The following is a 20,299-nucleotide window of genomic DNA, read 5'->3' on the forward strand; positions in this document are numbered from 1 at the left end:
CGCGCTGTGCACTTATGCGTCAATATTTGGGTCATAGGACCAGATTTCGGGGTTCGGGCCACAACCTGCCGTTGATTTTGTGGCAAAAACGTCAAAAATGTGACCAACCGTGAATTTCTCCCCTAGTCTGCGAATCACTTTTGTGTAAATTCGCTCGTGAAAAGCAAAAGCGGCATCGCATTGTGTGAATGCAGCTACCTATCGAGCAGAAGTGAATTGGTATAATGTTGGGCATTCAATATTCCGTCCGTGATGGCGCGGGCACAGTAACCACAGGCACACTCTCCCTTTCCGGCAACAGTGAAACCATAGCAGTCGAGGCAGTCGAGGACATCTCCCTCAACATGTCGAGCGCTGCAATCTCGGGCTATACGCGCGAGGGGGGAGATCTCGTCATCGAGTTGATCGGTGGCAAGGCCATTGTTCTGGACGGTTTCTTCGAAGGCGAGCATGACCTGTTGCTTTCCGAACGCGGTCTGATGACCAAGGTCGATTTCATGGCCGAGGACGAGGGGCAACTCGTCGCGACCTATCAGGACATCGACCTGACCGGTAAGTGGAGCGAATACGACCAGCTTGCCTTCCTTGATCTGGAACGTGTCGAGCCGGTTGTCGCGCCTTTGGTCGCAGGTGCGGCTTTGTCCGGTCTCGGGGCCGCAGGTGCTGCGGCGGCTGCTGTGGCTGGTGCCGGCGTGATCCTGAGCGGTGGCGACGATGATGATGATAGCGATGGCGGAACCAAAGACACGACCCCGCCCACGGTCAGCATCAACTCCGGTGTCGAAAGCACCGAAGACTATGTGAACGGCGAGATTTACGACAGCGGCAGCTTTACGATCTCCGGCGAAGGCGAGGCTGGATCTTCGGTAACCGTCGAAGTTGGCAGCGGTTCGCAAACCGTTGTGGTCGGTGAAGACGGCACATGGACGACCGAGTTCGATAGCGAGACCATCGATACCGGCGAATACACCACCGATGTGACTGTGACCGCCATTGACGAGGCAGGCAATTCCACCACGGTGACGGACACTCTGGTTGTGGACACCGAGGCCGAGGACCTGAGCTTTGACACTGTCGAGGGCGACGATGTTATCAATATTGTCGAGGCCAGTGATGATGTGATCGTGTCCGGCCAGTCCGAAGCTGGCGCGACGGTTGTGGTCGAACTGGAAGGTCAGGTGGTGGAAACCACCGTGGCCGAAGACGGCACATGGAGCGTGACCTTTGACGGCGACGCTCTGCCCGATGGCACATATGACAGCACGGTCACCGCGACGGTTACCGATGCCTATGGCAATGCTGCGACCTATACCCATGATATCGCCATCGACCTTGAGGCTTCGGTCTCGGTTGACAGCGACTCGGCGGGTGGCGACGGCACGGTGAACCTCTCCGAAATGAACGCGGGCGTGACCCTCACCGGCACGGGCGAAGCGGGCGCATCTGTGACCGTGACGGTCGAAGGCGTGGAGCGCACGACCACCGTGGGCGAGGATGGCACTTGGTCCGTGCTCTATGAAAACGGCACCCTGCCTGAGGGCACTTATACCACGGACGTCAGCGCGGTTTCGACCGACCTGGCAGGGAACACCACCTCCGCGACAGGCGCTTTCGAGATCGACACAGAAACCGGCGTGGCCATTGATGCAGGTCATTCGGGCGGTGACGAGACCATCAACCTGTCCGAAAGTCAGCAGGCCATGAACTTCACCGGTACCGCCGAGGCGGGCGCGACGGTTGTGGTGACTTTGGCCGGTGTGTCGGTCACCACCGTTGCGGATGCCTCCGGCAACTGGACGGCAAGCTATCCGGCGGGCACGCTGAGCGGCGGGGAATATGACACCACGCTGACCGCAGTTTCCACCGATGCGGCGGGCAACACGGACACCACCACCAGCACCGTGCATGTCGATACGGTTGCGGGCAATATCACGCTGACCACGCCGATCGAAGGCGACAACGTGATCAACGCCGCCGAGGCTTCCGACGGGGTCTGGATCACCGGCACGGCGACCGCAGGGGAAACTGTCACCGTGACGCTGGCTGGTGTATCTCACACAGTGACTTCGACCTCTTCGGGCACCTATTCGGCGTTCTTCGCGGCCTCCGAGATCACAGCTGGCGAATATGACAGCACCGTCACCGCGACCCTGACCGATGCGGCGGGGAACTCGACCACTGTCCAGTCCGCTGTCGAGATCGACACCTTTGTGTCGAATTTCGCAGAGACCGGTGTTCAGGGCGGGGCTGACGGTGTGGTAAACGCTGCCGAAGCGCAAGCGGGCGTGGCTCTCTCCGGCACCGTTGAGGTCGGGTCCACTGTCACTGTGACGTATCAGAACCAGAGCTACACGGCGGCGGTCGATGGCGCGGGCAACTGGAGCGCGACCATTCCGGCCACGGCCTTGCCTTCCGGCGAAGGCACGGCTGATGTGACCATTTCCGCAACGGATCCGGCGGGGAACACCTCGTCGCTCACGGAAACGATCACCTATGACACCTATGTTAATGAGCTGGATTTGACGGCAGATGCCGGTGGCGACCTGTTCCTGAACCTTGAGGAAGTGAACGAAGGCGCAAGCTTGACCGGCACGGTTGAGGCCGGATCGACGGTCTATGTCACTTTGGACGGGGTGCGTCGTGAGGCAACTGTGGCCGATGATGGCACATGGACGGTCACCTATGAGCCGGGTGAGATCAGCGAAGGCACCTATGAAGCCGATGTCCTGATCGAAGCCACGGATGCTGCGGGCAACACCCGTTCCGAAACCACATCGATCACGGTGGATACCGAGATCAGCGAGCCGCTCGTGACTGGTTACGGGCGTTCTCTTGACGGGATTAGTGATGTTACCATTAGCGCGACAGATGATGATGTGTCTGTTTATGCGCTCGACGAAGATGGAACCGTGACGGAAGTGGCATTTGAGGCGGACGAGAAGCAGTCTGGGGCGCGTATGGAGCTTGAGTTCGATACCGATGTGTCCAACGGCGACCAGATCGTGATTGCCTCCGAGGATGAAGCGGGCAACCAATCGGATACGCTTCTGGTGCTCGACACCACGAACGAACGTCCGGAAGGGGCCTATTTCGAAGTGGACCTCGACAATGCCGGTCTGGACCAGTTCGACCTCGGTGCGATTGACCTGCAATTCGTGAACGGTGGTCAGGTGACCCTCTCGGCAGATGACCTTGATCGTCTGGTCGGTGAAGACGGAAGTCTTACGATCCACGGTGGCGAAGATGACAAGGTGGTGCTCGAAGGCGCCGAGGCCACGGGTGAAAGCACTGCGGTTGATGGTCAAAGCTACGACATCTACACGCTTGGCGATGATCAGGTGCTCGTCGATCAGGATATCGACGTGCAGGTGTTGCCGTAAGGGCGAAAACAATGAGAGCGGCGGGGTGAAAACCCCGCCTTTCGCAACATTGGGCCAAGGGGAAGCTATGCGATTTCGGACACCACTTTGCATCGCGATGAGTGCGGCGATGTGCCTGAGTGGCTGTGTCGGCGCGCAAGGGTTGTCTGATGTCAAACCTGTCGCGTTTCTGAAAGGCGAGTCCGGCACCCTGTCCGAGGTGAAAGACAGCGAGGCCCCCAGCCTGACAGTGGCCAATAGCGGTGATGCCTCCCCCATAATCACCGACCTGTTGAACCGCCGCTCGGTTCTGGCCTCGGGGTCTGCCTATGATCAGGTGGCCCAAGCGGTTCTGTCCACCTCTTCCGGCGTGGCCGAAGCCGAACTGCGCGCATCCAAAATGCGTGCGGTTGCGCGGTCGAAGAACTGGCTGCCGACGGTTGGCCCCTATATCTCCCTCGACTCTCTTGGCGAACTGGTCGCCGGTCTTCTGGTCGAGGTGACGCTTTACGACAACGGCAAGCGCAAGGCCGAGCGGGCCTTTGCGGCGGCGGATGTCGAAGTCTCCGCTGTGGCACTCTCTCAGGACATGAATGACCGTGTGTTCGACGGGCTGAAGCTCTACATTACCACCGCCGAAGCGCGGGAAAAGGCCAGCATGGCCGAGCGTGGTCTCGGGCGTATGCGGGAATTCAACCGCGTTGTCAGCGAACGGGTGAGCGGCGGCGCGTCGTCCCTGTCGGATCAGCGGGTTGTGCGCTCGATCATCTCCGAAATGGAACACGAGGCGCGCACCCATCGCGAAGCACAGCAAAGTGCAGCCGCAGAGCTTGCCACGCTGACGGGTGGGGCGAACCTGCCCGAATTGACACAGGCGACGGGTTTGAGCCTGCCGCCGGAGAGCCTGACCCAGCTTGATGTTGTCCGCGCCGAGGCGGAGGCCAAGCGTGCGCAGGCCGAAGGCAGCCTTGAGCGCGCTTCGATGTTGCCGACGCTGGGTGTGACAGGGTTCTTGGGCCAAGGCGATAACTCGTCGGTGGATTACAAAGGCGGCGGTCTGGGGCTAGGCACAGCCGCTGAAATGGAGGCCAGTCGCGCCCGCGAGGCGGCGGCACAGGCCGGTGTAGCCAAAGCGCGGGAAGCGGCTGCACGCAAACGGGCGCAGCTTGACAACCGCCTGTCTGCGCTCAAACGGCAGGAACACGATTCCGCCGATCTGGTGCAGCAGACCCGCGCCAATTACCGGATTTTCCAGGATCAGTTCGAAGCAGGCCAGAAGTCCGTCATGGATGTTTTGAGTGTCTACGAACAGATGATCCGTGAAGAATTGAAACATATTGATCTTAAATATGAAATTGCCCTGACCGAGTTGGAGATCGCGCGGGTTTCCGGGGCACTTGCCGATGGGGCATCGATTTGAGCAAAGCACCGAAACTCGCCTTTAAACTCAGTTCGGCCAAACCTGTTGTGCCGACAGACGTCTCGAACGAGCGCAAGCCCCCGAAAGCGCCTTTGACTGTGCACCTCGGGAAAGCGCAAACCCTGCGCAAAAAGGCGTCCAAGCCGGTGGCCAAACAGGCGAAACCTGTTGCTAAAGCCCCTGTTGCTGAACCTCTTGATCCGCTTGAAGAGAAAAAACGCGCGGCCAAGGAGGCTTTGCGTGCCAAGGCTTCCGCTGCTGCGGCAGAGACCCGTGCCCGCGAAGAGGCCAGCGCGAAAGCCCGCGAGGCAGAACGCAAGGCGCAGGAAGAGGCCAAGGCCCAGCGTCGGGAGCGTGCCCGCGAGGTGGCAGACACGGCGCGCAGACCCAAGCGCAATGCGGAAGAAGTCAAAGCGGCGGCGAAAGCGCGGCGCGAAGAAAAGTTACAGACGCAACTTGAGGCGCAGAAGGCACAGGCCGACCCCGCGCCTCTCGCGACCGCTCAGGTCGAAGAACCGCAGATGCCGAGCGTTCAGGACTTGCCAGCGCAAGAGCAGCAAGCGCCAACGTATGAAGAGGTGGCGCAGGCCTCTCTGGCCGATTTTGCGCCCGCCGGGCCTGCGACGGTTGAGGTGGCCCCCGCGGAGGTTGTGCCCGCCGCAGACATCCTGCCCGCGACACCGCCGCAGCCTGTCTTCTCTCCCCGCTCTTTGCATCGTGCCGAGCTTGTCGCCCAATTTGCGAGCCAGTTCGGCCATCGCGCCATCCTGTCCGACATTCTCGAAATTTTCGCCGCTCAACCCGACGACGACATCGCGCCGGAGGCCATGCTGCGGGCTCTGGAATTGACGGGTCTCAAGGCCGAAGTGGCACAACCCCGCGAATTGACGCCCCGCCTCTGGCCGGCGCTGGCGTATATGTCTTCGGGCCATGTGGTTCTGGTGCTCAAGCAAAAGGGGCAGATGCTGACCCTGTTCGACCAGAACGTGCCGGATCAACGGGTTGAAGTGCCCTTGGCGGAATTTGCGCCGTTCTTTGCCGGAGTGGCCATTCGGGCGGGCAAAACGCTGGATTCGATTGCGGCCAGTTACCTGCCGGATATGTCGCGCAACCACTGGTTCTGGGGGCAGTTCGGGGCGTTCAAACGGCAAATCGGAGAAATCGCGCTCGGGTCGCTTCTGGCCAATATGCTGGCCGTGGCGGTCGCGATGTTTTCGCTTCAGGTCTATGACCGCGTGATCCCGCACCAGTCGCAAGCCACGCTTTGGGTGCTGGCGCTGGGGGCTTCTCTGGCGATCGGATTCGAGGCGGTGCTGAAACTCGCGCGTTCGCGGTTGATGGATGGTGCAGGGCGTCAGATCGAGTTGCGGGTGCAGTCGATGTTGATGGGGCGGCTTTTGGGAATGCGCTCGGATGCGCGTCCAACCACGCCGACGGGACTGTTTTCCGCGATGCGGGAATTCGGGTCGGTGCGCGAGTTTTTCACCGCCTCCACCATCGGCTCCGTGGCGGATATTCCCTTTATCTTCCTGTTCTTCATGCTTGTGGCCTCCATTGCGGGGCCGGTTGTCTGGATTTTGCTGCTGGGGGCCATCATCATGGTGGTGCCGGGCTACTTTATGCAAAAGCGTATGATGCGCCTGACGCGGGAAACCCAAGGGGCCTCGGCCAAGGCATCGCGCTTGCTGCATGAGGCTGTGTTCGAGCTGGACACGATCAAAACCCAGCGCGGGGAGACCCGTGTGCGGCGCATCTGGGACGAGTTGAACCTGTTGTCTGCCGCGAAATCGTCAGAACAACGGAAGCTCGCGGGTCTGTTGACCTTTTGGTCGCAAGGCGTGCAGCAACTCACCTATGTGCTGGCCGTTGTGGCGGGCACCTATCTGGTGTTTGCGGGTGAATTCACCGTGGGGACGATCATCGCCACGGGTATTCTGACCTCGCGCACACTTGCGCCTTTGACGCAGCTTTCGGGCACGATGGCACGCTGGAGCAATGTCAAAACCGCGTTGGACGGGTTGGATGCCATTGCCACCGCCCCTCAGGATGCAGGTGAGGACCGGAACTTCCTGCGCCGTCCCGAGATTGCGGGGGCTTATGCCCTGCGCGAGATGCAGTTCCGCTACGATTCTGAGGGCGCTCCGACGCTGGATCTGCCGGCGCTCGACATCAAACCCGGACAGAAAATTGCGGTTCTGGGCGCGAATGGATCAGGCAAAAGCACATTTCTGAAACTGCTCGCCGGTCTCTATGCGCCGACGCAAGGGCGGCTCTTGCTTGACGGGGCGGAGATGAGCCAGATCGACCCGCGCGACATTCGGCGGGCCGTTGGCTATCTGGGACAGGATGTGCGGCTCTTTGCCGGAACCTTGCGGGAGAACCTCAACCTCGGCGGCATGGAACGTGATGACGACCGGCTTCTGGCCGCTCTGGATTTCGCGGGTCTTGGTGCTTTCGTGCGAGGCCATCACCGTGGCCTTGATCTCGAAATTCGCGATGGTGGTGAAGGCCTCTCGGTCGGGCAGCGGCAATCTATCGGCTGGGCGCGGATGTGGTTGCAAGATCCTTCGGTCTGCCTTCTGGACGAACCGACCGCTGCGCTGGATCAGGCGCTTGAAACCGCGCTGGTGGCGCGATTGAATGTCTGGCTCAAAGGCCGCACGGCCATCATCGCGACGCACCGGATGCCCATTGTCGGTCTGACGGACCGCACGATGGTGTTCAAAGATGGCCGCATGGTTGTGGACGGGCCGCGTGATCAGGTGATGGCGCATTTGGCGAAGCCGCAAAAAACGGATGGGCGCGCCTGATGGTCACGCTGGATGACATGCTGGATCGCGATATGGATCGGCCCGGTTGGGTCATTCGCATCGGCGGGCTGGTCCTTTTGGTTTTCATCCTCTGGGCGGCGATTGCGCGGGTGGACGAGATCGTGCGTGCCGACGGTCAGATGATTTCAAGCTCGCGCCCGCAGATCGTTCAGAACCTTGAAGGCGGTATTCTTTCCGAGCTTCTGGTCCAAGAGGGCGAAGAGGTCGAACAGGGGCAGGTGCTTGCGCGGTTGCAGGGCACGGAATTCCGCACCTCTGCCGATGACCTTCAGGAAAAACTCGATGCTTTGCAGGTCCGTCAGCTTCGCCTTGAGGCGGAAATGGCAGGGGAAGAGAGTTTCGAGGTGCCGGAGGCTCTGGCCGCTCGTGCGCAGGATGTCCTGGCCTCCGAGCAGGCGTTGCTCAAGGCGCGTGTGGCGGACTATCTGGCGCGTAAGGATGGCGCTCTGGCGGTTCTCAAACAGGCAGAAACCGAGCGCTCCTTGATGGAGGACATGCTCAAAAAGAACGTCGTGGCGTTGATCGAAGTGACCCGCGCACGCAAAACCCATTCCGATGCGCAGCTCAAATATAACGAGATCGTCACGCAGGCGGAGTTGCAGCGGGCGGAGGACTATTCCGATACGCTCAAGGAAATTGCCTCGGTAAAACAGGCGCTGACACTGGCCAATGACCAGTTGAACCGGACGGTCATCACCGCCCCCATGCGCGGGATCGTCAATAACCTGACCGTGACCACCATTGGCGGTGTGATCCGTCCGGGTGAGGAACTGGTGCAGATCATTCCGGTGGACGAGGAACTCTTCATCGAGGCACAGGTGCGCCCCGAAGACATCGCCCATGTCGAGCCGGGGCAGGACGCGACCATCAAACTGTCGGCTTATGATTACACCATCTACGGCACGCTCAAGGGCAAGGTGCAGGTGGTTTCTGCGGATACGTTCAAGGACGAGAGGGATCCGGACGCGCAGCCCTATTATCGGGTAACGGCCTCGGTTGATTTGTCGAGCCTCACGGATCGCCAGAAAAAGATCGAAATCCGTCCCGGTATGCGCGCACAGGTGGAGCTGCACACAGGATCGAAGACCTTTCTGCAATATCTCCTGAAACCGCTTTACAAGTCACGAGAGGCCTTCCGCGAGCCTTAAATGCGTTTTAGGCTGCGGTTATGAAATACGATATTCCCATTCGCGATGCCGCAACGGTGATCCTTTTGCGCGACGGTCCTGACGGGCCGCGTGTTCTGATGGGGCAGCGCGGGCAGTCTGCGGTGTTCATGCCCGGAAAATTTGTGTTCCCCGGGGGTGCAGTCGATCCGGCAGATTTCAACCTGCCCTTGCCAGATACTCTTGAGCCCAACACATGGCGGCGTCTGGTCGAAGATGCGTCTCCCGATCTGGCCACCGCGCTGGTCCATACGGCGGTGCGGGAGTTGCAAGAAGAGACCGGCCTGATCCTGAGACAGATGAGCGAGGCGCATTTCATCTTTCGCGCCATCACACCGCCGGGACGTCCGCGCCGGTTTGATGCGCGGTTCTTCTTGGTGAATGCTGAGCATGTCACCAATGATCCGGATGATTTCTCGCAGGCCGAGGACGAGCTCTCCTTTTTGCAATGGGTGACCTTGCAAGGGGCGCGGGCCTTTGATCTGCCCTTTGTCACCCGCGTTGTGCTGGCCGAGGTGGAAGCCGCGCTGCACAAGGGTATGCCGCCGGAGCAGGTGCCCTTTTACGATCATCGCGGCCCCATCGGAGCGATCCGCGCCTTACGCTAGGTCCACGGCATGAGAGGCGTTTGCGTCCTGCAATAGGCGCTTGTGCTTGCGCATTTCGGTGAGTGCATCGCCAAAGGTTGTGATCCCTTTCTTCTCGGCCATGCGCAGAAGTTTGATAAACACTTCCGCCGTGGCCATCGTGTCGCCCATCGCGGTGTGGCGCGCCTCTGGCGGGATTTTGACGCCCAGCCGGTCTGCAATGGCATCCAGCGTATGTTCTTCGGACTGGCCAAAGACGATGGCGGACAAAAGCACGGTGTCGAGCACGGGGTTGGTGAATTTCACGCCGATCCGCGCTTCGTGTTTGCGAAAGAACTCCAGATCGAATGGCGCGTTATGCGCGACCAGAACGGCTCCGCGGGCAAAGCTGTGTAATTGCCGTCCGGCCAGATCAATCGTCGGCGCGTCCTTCACCATCGCGTTGGTGATGTGATGCACCTCTGTGGATGAGGCCGGAATGTTGCGCTCCGGATTGACGAGCTGGTCGATGGCTTCGTTCTCGATGACCTTGCCGTTGACCACGCGCAGCGCGGCGATCTGGCAAACCTCGTCCCCTTGCGAGGGCAAAAGCCCCGTGGTTTCGGTGTCGAACACCACATAGGACAGGTCGGCAAGCGGCGTGTCCATCAACTCTTTTGCAGGGGTTCGGGACAGCAGGTCGAAATCATAGGTCACGGCCCGTCGTCCGTCGCCCGGCGTGCGGCGCAGACGCCGTGCCTGCCGGATCGGAAGTTTCAGAACCGCGCGTGAGGCGGGGCCGAACTCCGGCCAGACTTCCGTGCCGTGGGCTTCCAGAATGTCGCGACCGCTCATATCAACGAGGCCCACGTCAAGAGTCTCGGAGAGCCAGCTCTCCAGTTCATCGACGGAAAGCGGGTCGCCGGACCATCCGAGAGCAAGCATCGCGCCACCCGCATCATCGCGGCTGACCAGAAATGACAGGGCGCGTCCGCCCGTGCGGGAGATGTGGCGGGCGAGATGGGACAGAAGCGAGATGATCTGCACCGCGTCCAAGGTAAGCGCCATGGCATCTGTGGCCTCGGCGACGAGTTTGATGTCGTCCTGTTGCAACTGAGCGGTCAGGGCATCGCAGAGCTCGGAACTGCGGACCTGTGCCATGGGCCACCATTCGGCCTTGCCCGTCTCATATTCGGTATCAAGCGCGGCGATCACCTTTGTCAGCTTTGCCATCTCGCCCACCAAAGCGGCGTCCAGACGCGGGTCGGCGCGCAGGTCGTCATCGGCATCGCGAGCGGCCAGAGTGGTTTGCAGCGAGGCAATCGAGGGGCGCAGCGTTGCAAAGAGCCGTGAGAGGAGTTTTTCGCGCTCGGCATGGATGGTCAGATCGGAGGTCACATCGTCCAGTGTCAGCACATAGGGCGGCGCGACATCGCCTTCGTCGGGGGCATGCATCAACCGCATACGGGCCGAGAGCACATGCCCTCCGTGGCGCGTTGCCACCGTGAGCGGCAGAACATGACCATCGCCACCTTCGCCCGCACAGAGCCGCGCGTAGGCGGACTGGATCGGGCGGGGGCGCAGGAAGTCGAAGATCGAATGATCCAGACCGGGCGCCTGATCGGAGGCCAGAAGCTCGGCGGCGGCCCCGTTGTAAAAGGCAATCTTGTGCAGGCCGGAGACCAGAACCATCCCGTAGGGCATCTCTGCCGACAGCGCGGTGAGTTTTTCCTTTTCCTCAATGAGTCGCGTGGTTTCCTGCGCCACGGTCTCGGCGAGTTTGTTGCGTGTCGCCGCGAGGTTTTCCGTGATCGCGCGTGCCGCAGGGGCCAGGTCGCCCAGATAGCGCGCGGTTTTGTCGTCTATGGCATCTTCGACATTGGCATGTGTGCTAGCGAGTAAGCCACCGGCCAGTCGCTGGATCGGTTTGGCAACATTCTCGTCGAACATCAGCCAGATCCACGCCACGACGCCAAGGATCACAAAGCCCGAAATTACTCCTGCAAAGATGAACCCGTCTGCGGCCTCCGGCACGTCCAGCCGTGAAAACCCGAGAGCAAGTCCAGCTATGACGGCTGCAATGGCGGCGGCGGCGAGAAAGGCGAAAAACAGAAAGACCCGCAGGCGTAGGGACCAGTTCTCAATTTTCATGAGGGCCTCCCGCAATCAGTCGGGCGACGAGCCCCTTGAGATCGTCCATGGCAAAGGGCTTGGTCAGGAAAGCATCCGCCCCCATCGCAAGCCCCTTGCGCTGTTCGGCTTGGGAGACACGGGCGGACATCATCAGAACAGGGATATGCGAAAGGGCCGGATCGCTGCGCAGGCGTTGGCAGACCTCGTAGCCGGAGCACCCCGGCAGCGTGACGTCCAGCACAACCAGATCGGGCTGTTGCGCGCGGATATTGGGCAAGGCCTGATCACCACGACTGACCCGCACGAGATCATATCCCGCACGTCCCAGCAGAACTTCGATGGCAATCGCGATATTGTCTTCGTCCTCGACCAGAAGAATGCGCGGTTTCTCTGCCATGATGTCTCCTCCCTTGATAGCGCCCTACCTCAACTGATCGCAGGCCATGCGCAGGACGGGGTCGTCCTTGTCCATATCGAACCAGCTCGCTTGCGTCAGATCCCCCTCGGGCAGGTCGAATGCGTCGGCGCGGCGCGACAGGAGGCAATCGAAGGCCACCGGCACAATGGCACTCTCGGAACGGCGCGCGACAAGATACATGTCGACTTGAACCATTGCACCATCGACCTTGGCACTGTCCTTGTCGAGGGCGATGAACTGCGTGGTCACAGGAAAGACAAAGGTCCAAGGGCGCCAGATCTGTTTCTTGTCGACGGTCATGGCCACCAGTTTGCCCTCACCGAGACCGGCTTCGGCGCGAGAGGCCCACGAGTATTCCGACCAGATGGTGAAGGCGAGCATGGCAATCCCCGCGCTGGCGGGCATCAGCCAGTTGGGAAGGGGCAGCCGCAGAAGTTTCTGCATTCCGAGGATGAGACCGGCTGCACCGACACCGGCGGAGATCGTGGCGATAAATTCCAGAAGCATGGGGTTAACCCTTTTTTGTTATGTCCGCACGGCGGAGGAGCCGAGCGCGGATTGCATGGTGCGCACGATAACAAAGGCATCGCGCAGATGGGAGCGTTCAAAGGCCGGCAGGGCCGAGGGGCTCAGGAAATTGTCGGGCTTTTGACCGGCGCGAACCTGTTCGGCCTGATGTTCAAGCCGTGTCGTGGCGATCATGTCATAGGCGGCGAGCAAATCCTTGCCGCCCGTGTCCGACACCAGACCGCCTTCAATCGCGGCTTCGATCCGTGCGCGGGTATTGACCACGGTGAGCTTGCCCTGAAGCGCATAGACACGGCCCAGATCGACGACGGGCACGACTCCGTTGTGTTTCATGTCGAGATGGTTGCGATACTCGCCCGATTTGATGGTCGCAAACCCTCGGAGCAGTCCCAGAGGCGGCGTGTGTTTGAGAGAGTTTGAAATCATATGGGCGACAAAAATCGAATTCCGTGCGGCCGCTTCCAGCGCGGTTTTCTGGAGCGGAAGAAACAGGGTTTCATCCCCCGCAATCGGGCGCAGGTCATACATCACAGAGGCCAGCATTTGCGCCTCGTTGTCAGGGGCTGTGATCCATTTGTTGAAATACCCTTCCCAGACGGACAGGGGTTGGCACCAGCGCTCCGTCATGGCCATCATGTCACCGGGGCAATAGACATAGCCGCAGGCGTCCAGCCCGTCGCAGACAAAACGCGCGAGCTTGCGGAAATACGCGATGTCCGCCTCTGTGGCGGCGTTGTCGATGATCAGACAGTTGTCCTGATCGGAAACGCCGGTCTGTTCACGGCGTCCTTGACTGCCACAGGCGGCCCAGAGGTAGGGCACGGGTGCGGGGCCCATGTCGTCCTCGGCCATTTTGAGCAACCGTCGCGTGACGATGTCGGCAATATCCGTGATCTTGCGCGTGACGACATCATGGGCCAGATGGCTGCCGACAAGCTGCATCAGAAAATCGGGCAAGCGGGCGGTCACAGCGGCCATTTCGGCAATGCTTTGGGCATTGCTCAGGTCAAACACCATCTGGGTTTGCGAGGAGCCGAAAAAGCGGGTGATGTCAGTCTGTGTGACCATCCCGACCAGCTTGCCCCCCTCGACAACGGGAAGATGCCCGGTGTGGTTTTCCAGCATGACGTGGATCACATCGCTGCCAAGTGCACCCGGAGCCAGAGTGATCGGATCGCGCGCCATGATGGTGGAGACGGGTAGGGTGGTATCACGGCCTTCGGCAAGCACCTTGTTCGTCATGTCGCGCACGGTGACGAGGGCCACGAGCCGCTGGTCCTCGGTGACAGCTACAGAGGAGACCTTTGCCTCCCGCATGAGCCGCGCACAGTCGGCGATCGTGGTGGAGGCCGTACAGGCAACAGGCGCTGTCGCCATGAGATCGGAGACATGCTGGGTCATCAGACCGGAGGCCGCTTTGGGACGTGCCCGACCGCGGTTGAAATAACGGGCGAACTCGGGGTTCGTGCTCACTTTGTTTTTGAAAGTTTCAGGGTCGAGTAGCAGAATCGTGCAGTCGGAGACGGCTCTGGCGGTGGTTGCGGCAAGCCCGTCACGCAGCAATCCGCGCTCACCGAAATGGTTGGATTTTTGCAACAGGGACATTTGCGCCCCGTTCGCATCGGTGATTTCAACCGAGCCCGACTTGATGAGATAGAGTCCCTCAAGCAAGTCTCCGTTGGCATAGATGACCTCGCCTTCGTGATAGGTTTTGCGGGAAAATCCGTCCGTCAGGTCTTCAAGATCGGCTTTCGGCAACACGTCATAAGGATGCGTGGTTTGCAGAAACTCCATGATTTTGGCGGTGTCATGCATCGCTCAATCCCCGAAAAGCGTTTGAAAAAGGGCGCGGAAGGTCACTCCCCCCGCGCCCGATATGGAGAGGGACCGACCCGAAGGCCGGTCCGGAGCCTTGTTTAGTGGTCCACGGCACCGCCGGCGCCACGCGGGATGCGCACGCTTTCGACGAGTTCGCGGATTTCCGCAGGCGGCTCTTCCGTCGCATTGGACACCAGATAGGCGACCGCGAAGTTGACCAGCGCACCAACCGCCCCGAAGGAGGTCGATTTGATCGACAGCAGCAGCGGATCGGCATCGGTGAAGCTGTTCGTTCCGGGAATGAAGAACCAGCCTTTATGCAGGAAGATATAGACCACGGTGATCCCGAGACCAGCGAGCATACCCGCCACAGCACCCTTGTTGTTGACGCGTTTGGAGAAAATCCCCATCAGCAGGGCGGGGAAGATCGAAGACGCCGCCAGACCGAAGGCCAGAGCCACAGTTTGCGCGGCAAAGCCCGGCGGGTTGGCCCCAAGGTAGGTCGCAATCACGATTGCCACGGCCATGGAAATACGCGCGGACAGAAGTTCGCCCTTTTCCGAGATCGAGGGGTTGATCTGCGACTTGATGAGGTCGTGCGACACGGCGGAAGAAATCGCCATCAACAGACCGGCTGCGGTCGAGAGAGCCGCGGCCAGACCTCCTGCGGCGATCAGGGCAATCACCCAGCTCGGCAGGTTCGCGATTTCAGGGTTCGCGAGAACCATGATGTCGTTGTTGACGCTCAGCTCGTTGAGTTCGGCATCAGCCACATAGGTGATGAGGCCATCGCCGTTTTTGTCCTCGTATTGCAGCAAGCCCGTTTGCGCCCAGTTGCGGACCCAGTCGAGTTTTTCCTCACTGTTGATGGTTTCCACGCTCAGGGCCTCTGCGGAGGTGCCGTTCGGGTAGAAGGTATCAATCAGGTTCACACGGCCCATCGCACCCACGGCAGGCGCGGTGAGATACAAAAGCGCGATGAAGACAAGCGACCAACCGGCAGAAGACCGCGCGGAGGCCACCGTAGGCACCGTGAAGAAGCGCACGATCACATGCGGCAGACCCGCTGTCCCGATCATCAGGGACATGGTGAACAGGAAGATGTTCAAGGTGGTGTCGGTCTGTTGAGTGAACTCGTTGAAGCCGAGATCGCGAAGCATGCCATCGAGTGTCGCAAGGAGCGGTTCACCGGAACCGACATGGTCTGAGAAAAGACCCAGCGGCGGGACAGGGTTGCCCGTCAGTTGCAGGGAGATAAAGACCGCCGGAATGGTGTAGGCGGTGATCAGAACCACATATTGTGCAACCTGCGTGTAGGTGATGCCTTTCATACCGCCGATCACCGCGTAGAAGAACACGATGGTTGCGCCGATCAGAAGGCCGGTGAGATTGTCCACTTCGAGAAAGCGCGAGAACGCCACACCAACACCGGTCATCTGGCCAATCACATAGGTCAGGGATGCGGTGATGAGACAGATGACCGCCACGGTGCGTGCGGTCTGGCTATAGAACCGGTCACCGATGAATTCGGGCACGGTGAATTTGCCGAACTTGCGCAGGTAGGGCGCGATCAGCATCGCAAGAAGCACATAGCCACCGGTCCAGCCCATCAGATAGGCAGAGGTGTTGTAGCCGCCGAACGAGATGATCCCCGCCATGGAGATAAACGATGCGGCCGACATCCAGTCCGCGCCGGTCGCCATGCCGTTGACAACGGGGTTGACGCCCCGGCCTGCGGCGTAAAATTCAGCTGTTGATCCGGCACGGGCCCAGATCGCGATACCGATGTAGAGCGCAAAGGTCGCGCCCACAACGATTAGGTTGAGGGTAAACTGATCCATTGGTGTCGCTCCTTATTCGTCCACGCCGTGTTCTTTATCGAGCCGGTTCATCTTCGTTGCGTAGACGAAAATCAGCACGAGAAAGACAAGGATTGAGCCCTGTTGCGCGAACCAGAACCCGATGTCTGTGCCGCCGACCTTGATACCGGACAGCATTGGGCGCAGCAGAATGCCGAAGCCGAAAGAACTGATGAACCAAATGACCAGTGAGATGCCGATGATCCGTCTGTTTGCAGACCAATAAGCATTGTTGTCTGAATTTTCCGCCATAATGCGGTCCTCCCTTTTGTCCCAAATGCGGGTGTTTCTTTTGAAATCGCCCGGATTTTCAAAACGCGACTCCCGCCTCCTCGCGGAACCCGCTTTCCTTCCCGACCGGATTTAGGTCGGGGCATCACCCCTCATTTGTCGGGGGTGATGCTTGTATCCTACCATATTTGCGCGTGTTTACGCGGATTTCTGGTAGAGCGAATTGCTGATCAACTCATCCACGACGGCGGGCTCAGCGAGCGTGGATGTGTCGCCCAGACTGCCGGTGTCGTTTTCGGCGATTTTGCGCAGGATGCGGCGCATGATTTTGCCGGAGCGGGTTTTCGGCAGGCCCGGCGCCCATTGGATGAAGTCCGGCTTTGCGATCGGGCCGATTTCGGTGCGGACCCATTTCTCCAGTTCGGCGCGCAGCTCGTCGGTGGGCTCCACGCCGTTCATCAGCGTGACATAGGCGTAGATGCCCTGACCTTTGAGCTCATGCGGCATCCCGACCACGGCGGCTTCGGCGACCTTGGCGTGGGCCACCAGTGCGCTTTCGACTTCGGCCGTGCCCATGCGGTGGCCGGAAACGTTGATCACATCGTCCACGCGGCCGGTGATCCAGTAATAGCCGTCCTCGTCGCGGCGGCACCCGTCGCCGGAGAAGTAATAGCCTTTATATTGCTGGAAATAGGTCTCTTGGAACCGTTCGTGATCGCCCCAGACGGTGCGCATCTGGCCGGGCCAGCTGTCCTTGATGCAGAGCACGCCTTCGGTCGCGGTCTCGTGCAACTCCTCGCCGGTGGTGGCGTCGAGAAGCACAGGTTGCACGCCGAAGAAGGGCTTGGTCGCAGAGCCCGGTTTGGTCGGGATCGCGCCGGGCAGCGGGGTCAGAAGGTGACCGCCGGTTTCCGTCTGCCACCATGTGTCGACGATGGGGCATTTGCCCTTGCCGACGACCTCGTTGTACCAGTTCCATGCCTCGGGGTTGATCGGCTCGCCGACCGTGCCCAGCAGCTTGAGCGAGGACAGGTCGTATTTCTCGACCCATTCGTTGCCTTGCCCCATGAGCGATCTGAGAGCCGTGGGGGCGGTGTAGAACTGGTTGACCTTGTGCTTTTCGCAGACGGCCCAGAACCGGCCCGCGTCAGGGTAGGAGGGCACGCCTTCGAACATCACCGTGGTGGCGCCATTGGCCAGCGGGCCGTAGACGATATAGCTGTGACCGGTGACCCAGCCGACATCGGCGGTGCACCAGAACACATCGCCATCGTGATAGTCGAAGACATATTTATGGGTGAGTGCGGCATAGGCGAGATAGCCGCCGGAACTGTGCACCACGCCTTTGGGTTTGCCCGTCGAGCCGGAGGTGTAGAGGATGAAAAGCGGATCCTCGGCGTTCATCGGCCGCGGCGGGCAGTCGGGGGAGGCGTGTTCCATCAGGTATTTGACGTCCACATCGCGCCCGTCGATCCATGTGATCTGATCGCCCGTGTGTTTGACCACGAGGCAGCGGACCTTGTCGGAACAGTGCAGCAGGGCCGCGTCTGTATTGGCCTTGAGCGGCGTGCGGCGGCCACCGCGCGGGGCGGTGTCGGCGGTGATGACAAGCTTCGCGCCACAGTCATTGATGCGGTTGGCGAGCGCATCGGGGGAAAACCCTGCAAAGACAATGGAATGGATCGCACCGATCCGCGCACAGGCCAGCATGGCATAGGCGGCTTCGGGAATCATCGGCATGTAGATGACCACACGATCCCCGCGCATGACGCCCTGGCTCAAGAGCACATTGGCCATGCGGTTCACCTTGTCGGAAAGCTCCTTGTAGGTGATGTGGCGGGCGGGCTCGTTGGGGTCATCCGGCTCGAAAATAATCGCGGTTTGCAGCGATCTCTTGGCGAGGTGACGGTCGATGCAGTTGGCGGACACGTTCAACACGCCGTCCTCATACCACTTGATATCCACGCGGCCGAAATCGAAACAGGTCTTCTTGACCTGCGTATAGGGTTCGATCCAGTCGAGAATCTTGCCCTGCTCCGCCCAGAAGGACACGGGATCCTCAACCGAACGGGTATACATTTCATTATAGGTTTCAGCGTCAATATGCGCACTGGAGGCGAAGGCCTCGGATGGTGCGGTCATTGTATTTGTATCTTCAGACATGTTGCCTCCCAAACTCAAAACATGGCTCATCCAGTGAATGAGTCTTCTCCTCAAGGAAGATGTTTACAGCGTTTGAGAGGAAAATCTCCTTTATACTCGGGATTTGAGAGCGCATTTGTGAAGGGGTTCACGGATTTTTACAGAATTCTGTAAATACCGTTAACTGCGAGATTTGCATAGGAGTGGCGATATGAGGTCTGAGTTGACGTCACCTGTCTCATTCTTTTCTGCTCCTTCGGGCCAGAACATCAATGTGTTCTGGAATATGGCAGAGGCTTCTTAATATTTGGTGTATGTCTCGGGAAAATGGCTGGCGTGGCCATGAAACCTTGTGCGGATACGATAACAAAAACGCCTTACGGGATGTTTTGAGAGCATCCTGCTGCTGGGCGAGTGTCGTATTGTCTGTTTCAGGTGAGGTATGGTGGAGCCTAGCGGGATCGAACCGCTGACCTCCTGCATGCCATGCAGGCGCTCTCCCAGCTGAGCTAAGGCCCCATACGACCGGTTTCGCGCCGGTCAGGCGTCTGTGCGGATGGGCGTTTTCCGTCCGCCCGCGCTAACTATTTTGTCTTGCTTGGTGTTGCAAGAGAAAAAATGACAGGCGGATGAATTTTTCCACCTGTCATAATCATCATTCGTCGTCGTCTGCTGCGACGTCCGCGATTTCTTCGAGGGAAACGTTGTCGTCATCCTCGTCATCGTCGAGAAGATCGTCATCGATATCGATGTCTGCATCGTCTTCAACGAGCAGATCGTCTTCGGTATCCAGATCGTCAGCAGGTTTGGCTTCGGTCTTTTCGGCGATGGCAACACGGGATTTGTTGTTCACGTCAAAGGTCACGGTCTCGCCGGTATAGGGAGACACGATCGGATCGCGGTTCAAGTCATAGAACCGTTTGCCGGTGGTGGGGCAGACACGTTTTACGCCCCATTCCTCTTTGGGCATGATGAATCCCTTTCGTTGTAACTGATCCATATGTGGAGACCTGCGCGCCATGCCATATTGCAAAGAGGCTGTCAAAGGCTTTTGCCCTAAAAAACGGTAAAGATCGTGGTCTCCGGCATTCGGGCAGGCTATGTCATGGGGATCGGGCAAAGAGGCATGGGCATGGCTGACTTTATTTTGGAAGGCGATCCGCCGGTCGGGGTCACGTTGCGGCGCTCTGCGCGGGCCAAGCGGTTGTCCCTGCGCGTGTCGCGTCTGGACGGGCGGGTGACGTTGTCCATGCCTACGCGTCTGCCGGAGCGGGAGGCCGTGGCCTTCGTGCGTGAAAAAGAGGCATGGATTCGCAAACATCTCGGCAGTCGTGCGCCGCGCCAGATGCCCGGATTCGGGGTGCGTTTGCCGTTTTTGGGCCATGAGATCGAAATCCAGCCGGGGCAGGGGCGGCGCGCGGTTCTCAAAGACGGGCGCTTGGCGGTGCCGGGGGGGGAGACGGCTGTGGTGGCCAAGGTGAAAGCTTTTCTGAAACTCGAAGCACAAATGCGCCTGCGCGCGGCGTCAGATCGCTATGCCGCGCAACTGGGGACGGATTATGGTCGGATCACCTTGCGTGATCCGCGTTCGCGCTGGGGATCGTGTACCTCTACGGGTAATCTCATGTATTCCTGGCGGCTTGTTATGGCTCCTGAGGCGGTGCTGGACTATGTGGCGGCCCATGAGGTGGCGCATCGGCTTGAGATGAACCATTCGTCCCGCTTCTGGGCCCATGTGGAACGCCTGTGTCCCGACTATGCGATTCACCGGCGTTGGCTGCGTGAGGAAGGCGAGCGATTGCACGCGTGGCGGTTCGACGCGGATTGA

The 20,299-nt window shown here is 59.8% G+C and carries 14 protein-coding genes and 1 tRNA gene; 6 read left to right on the top strand and 9 right to left on the bottom strand.

Annotated features, from left to right (window positions below; translation table 11 throughout):
• The first annotated feature begins 224 nt into the window (after window positions 1-224).
• The 5 genes from KO492_RS17885 to KO492_RS17905 all read left to right on the top strand — a co-directional run bounded on the left by KO492_RS17885 (window position 225) and on the right by KO492_RS17905 (window position 9,384).
• Window positions 225-3,380: an Ig-like domain-containing protein gene (locus tag KO492_RS17885; RefSeq protein ID WP_216046219.1), complete on the top strand. Its 3,156-nt coding sequence runs from the start codon at window positions 225-227 to the stop codon at window positions 3,378-3,380.
• A gap of 67 nt (window positions 3,381-3,447) precedes the next feature.
• Window positions 3,448-4,779 (top strand): TolC family protein, encoded by a 1,332-nt coding sequence (locus KO492_RS17890; protein ID WP_216046220.1) that lies wholly within the window; start codon window positions 3,448-3,450, stop codon window positions 4,777-4,779.
• A gap of 521 nt (window positions 4,780-5,300) precedes the next feature.
• Window positions 5,301-7,589, top strand: coding sequence for an ATP-binding cassette domain-containing protein (locus KO492_RS17895; RefSeq protein ID WP_216046329.1), 2,289 nt, complete (start codon window positions 5,301-5,303; stop codon window positions 7,587-7,589).
• Window positions 7,589-8,758, top strand: a complete 1,170-nt coding sequence (locus tag KO492_RS17900; RefSeq protein ID WP_216046221.1) for an HlyD family type I secretion periplasmic adaptor subunit — start codon at window positions 7,589-7,591, stop codon at window positions 8,756-8,758. The genes KO492_RS17895 and KO492_RS17900 overlap by 1 nt, the downstream gene beginning before the upstream one ends.
• A gap of 20 nt (window positions 8,759-8,778) precedes the next feature.
• On the top strand, window positions 8,779-9,384 hold the full coding sequence (locus tag KO492_RS17905) for an NUDIX hydrolase (RefSeq protein WP_216046222.1): 606 nt from the start codon (window positions 8,779-8,781) through the stop codon (window positions 9,382-9,384).
• Here the strand turns inward: KO492_RS17905 and KO492_RS17910 are convergent.
• The 9 genes from KO492_RS17910 to KO492_RS17950 all read right to left on the bottom strand — a co-directional run bounded on the left by KO492_RS17910 (window position 9,376) and on the right by KO492_RS17950 (window position 19,441).
• Window positions 9,376-11,493: a 3'-5' exonuclease gene (locus tag KO492_RS17910; protein ID WP_216046223.1), complete on the bottom strand. Its 2,118-nt coding sequence runs from the start codon at window positions 11,491-11,493 to the stop codon at window positions 9,376-9,378. The two genes, KO492_RS17905 and KO492_RS17910, sit on opposite strands and share 9 nt — an antisense overlap.
• On the bottom strand, window positions 11,483-11,872 hold the full coding sequence (locus tag KO492_RS17915) for a response regulator transcription factor (RefSeq protein ID WP_216046224.1): 390 nt from the start codon (window positions 11,870-11,872) through the stop codon (window positions 11,483-11,485). The genes KO492_RS17910 and KO492_RS17915 overlap by 11 nt, the downstream gene beginning before the upstream one ends.
• Before the next feature lie 24 nt (window positions 11,873-11,896).
• The gene (locus tag KO492_RS17920) at window positions 11,897-12,400 is read right to left on the bottom strand and encodes a hypothetical protein (protein WP_216046225.1); all 504 of its coding nucleotides are present in this window, start codon (window positions 12,398-12,400) and stop codon (window positions 11,897-11,899) included.
• Between the two features lie 18 nt (window positions 12,401-12,418).
• Entirely contained in the window at window positions 12,419-14,236 is a 1,818-nt protein-coding gene (locus KO492_RS17925; protein WP_216046226.1) for a DUF294 nucleotidyltransferase-like domain-containing protein, read from the bottom strand.
• 101 nt (window positions 14,237-14,337) lie between these two features.
• A complete protein-coding gene (locus KO492_RS17930; RefSeq protein ID WP_216046227.1) occupies window positions 14,338-16,080 on the bottom strand; it encodes a sodium:solute symporter family protein in 1,743 nt (580 codons plus the stop codon).
• 12 nt (window positions 16,081-16,092) lie between these two features.
• The gene (locus KO492_RS17935; protein ID WP_216046228.1) at window positions 16,093-16,350 is read right to left on the bottom strand and encodes a DUF4212 domain-containing protein; all 258 of its coding nucleotides are present in this window, start codon (window positions 16,348-16,350) and stop codon (window positions 16,093-16,095) included.
• 177 nt (window positions 16,351-16,527) lie between these two features.
• Entirely contained in the window at window positions 16,528-18,471 is a 1,944-nt protein-coding gene (acs, locus tag KO492_RS17940; protein WP_417274862.1) for an acetate--CoA ligase, read from the bottom strand.
• 443 nt (window positions 18,472-18,914) lie between these two features.
• Window positions 18,915-18,990 (bottom strand) — tRNA-Ala (locus tag KO492_RS17945).
• Window positions 18,991-19,126: 136 nt separating this feature from the next.
• Window positions 19,127-19,441: a TIGR02300 family protein gene (locus KO492_RS17950; protein ID WP_216046230.1), complete on the bottom strand. Its 315-nt coding sequence runs from the start codon at window positions 19,439-19,441 to the stop codon at window positions 19,127-19,129.
• 162 nt (window positions 19,442-19,603) lie between these two features.
• Between KO492_RS17950 and KO492_RS17955 the strand changes: the two genes are divergently transcribed.
• Window positions 19,604-20,299 carry a M48 family metallopeptidase gene (locus KO492_RS17955; RefSeq protein WP_216046231.1) on the top strand — a complete coding sequence of 232 codons (696 nt, stop codon included), beginning with the start codon at window positions 19,604-19,606 and terminating at the stop codon, window positions 20,297-20,299.

This window comes from Celeribacter halophilus (assembly GCF_018860305.1).
Taxonomy (GTDB): Bacteria; Pseudomonadota; Alphaproteobacteria; order Rhodobacterales; family Rhodobacteraceae; genus Celeribacter; species Celeribacter halophilus_A.

Coding starts and splice junctions, on each gene's coding strand:
- KO492_RS17885 (WP_216046219.1), top strand. CDS start 225: ATGTTGGGCATTCAATATTCCGTCCGTGATGGCGCGGGCACAGTAACC.
- KO492_RS17890 (WP_216046220.1), top strand. CDS start 3,448: ATGCGATTTCGGACACCACTTTGCATCGCGATGAGTGCGGCGATGTGC.
- KO492_RS17895 (WP_216046329.1), top strand. CDS start 5,301: ATGCCGAGCGTTCAGGACTTGCCAGCGCAAGAGCAGCAAGCGCCAACG.
- KO492_RS17900 (WP_216046221.1), top strand. CDS start 7,589: ATGGTCACGCTGGATGACATGCTGGATCGCGATATGGATCGGCCCGGT.
- KO492_RS17905 (WP_216046222.1), top strand. CDS start 8,779: ATGAAATACGATATTCCCATTCGCGATGCCGCAACGGTGATCCTTTTG.
- KO492_RS17910 (WP_216046223.1), bottom strand. CDS start 11,493: ATGAAAATTGAGAACTGGTCCCTACGCCTGCGGGTCTTTCTGTTTTTC.
- KO492_RS17915 (WP_216046224.1), bottom strand. CDS start 11,872: ATGGCAGAGAAACCGCGCATTCTTCTGGTCGAGGACGAAGACAATATC.
- KO492_RS17920 (WP_216046225.1), bottom strand. CDS start 12,400: ATGCTTCTGGAATTTATCGCCACGATCTCCGCCGGTGTCGGTGCAGCC.
- KO492_RS17925 (WP_216046226.1), bottom strand. CDS start 14,236: ATGCATGACACCGCCAAAATCATGGAGTTTCTGCAAACCACGCATCCT.
- KO492_RS17930 (WP_216046227.1), bottom strand. CDS start 16,080: ATGGATCAGTTTACCCTCAACCTAATCGTTGTGGGCGCGACCTTTGCG.
- KO492_RS17935 (WP_216046228.1), bottom strand. CDS start 16,350: ATGGCGGAAAATTCAGACAACAATGCTTATTGGTCTGCAAACAGACGG.
- acs (WP_417274862.1), bottom strand. CDS start 18,471: ATGACCGCACCATCCGAGGCCTTCGCCTCCAGTGCGCATATTGACGCT.
- KO492_RS17950 (WP_216046230.1), bottom strand. CDS start 19,441: ATGCCCAAAGAGGAATGGGGCGTAAAACGTGTCTGCCCCACCACCGGC.
- KO492_RS17955 (WP_216046231.1), top strand. CDS start 19,604: ATGGCTGACTTTATTTTGGAAGGCGATCCGCCGGTCGGGGTCACGTTG.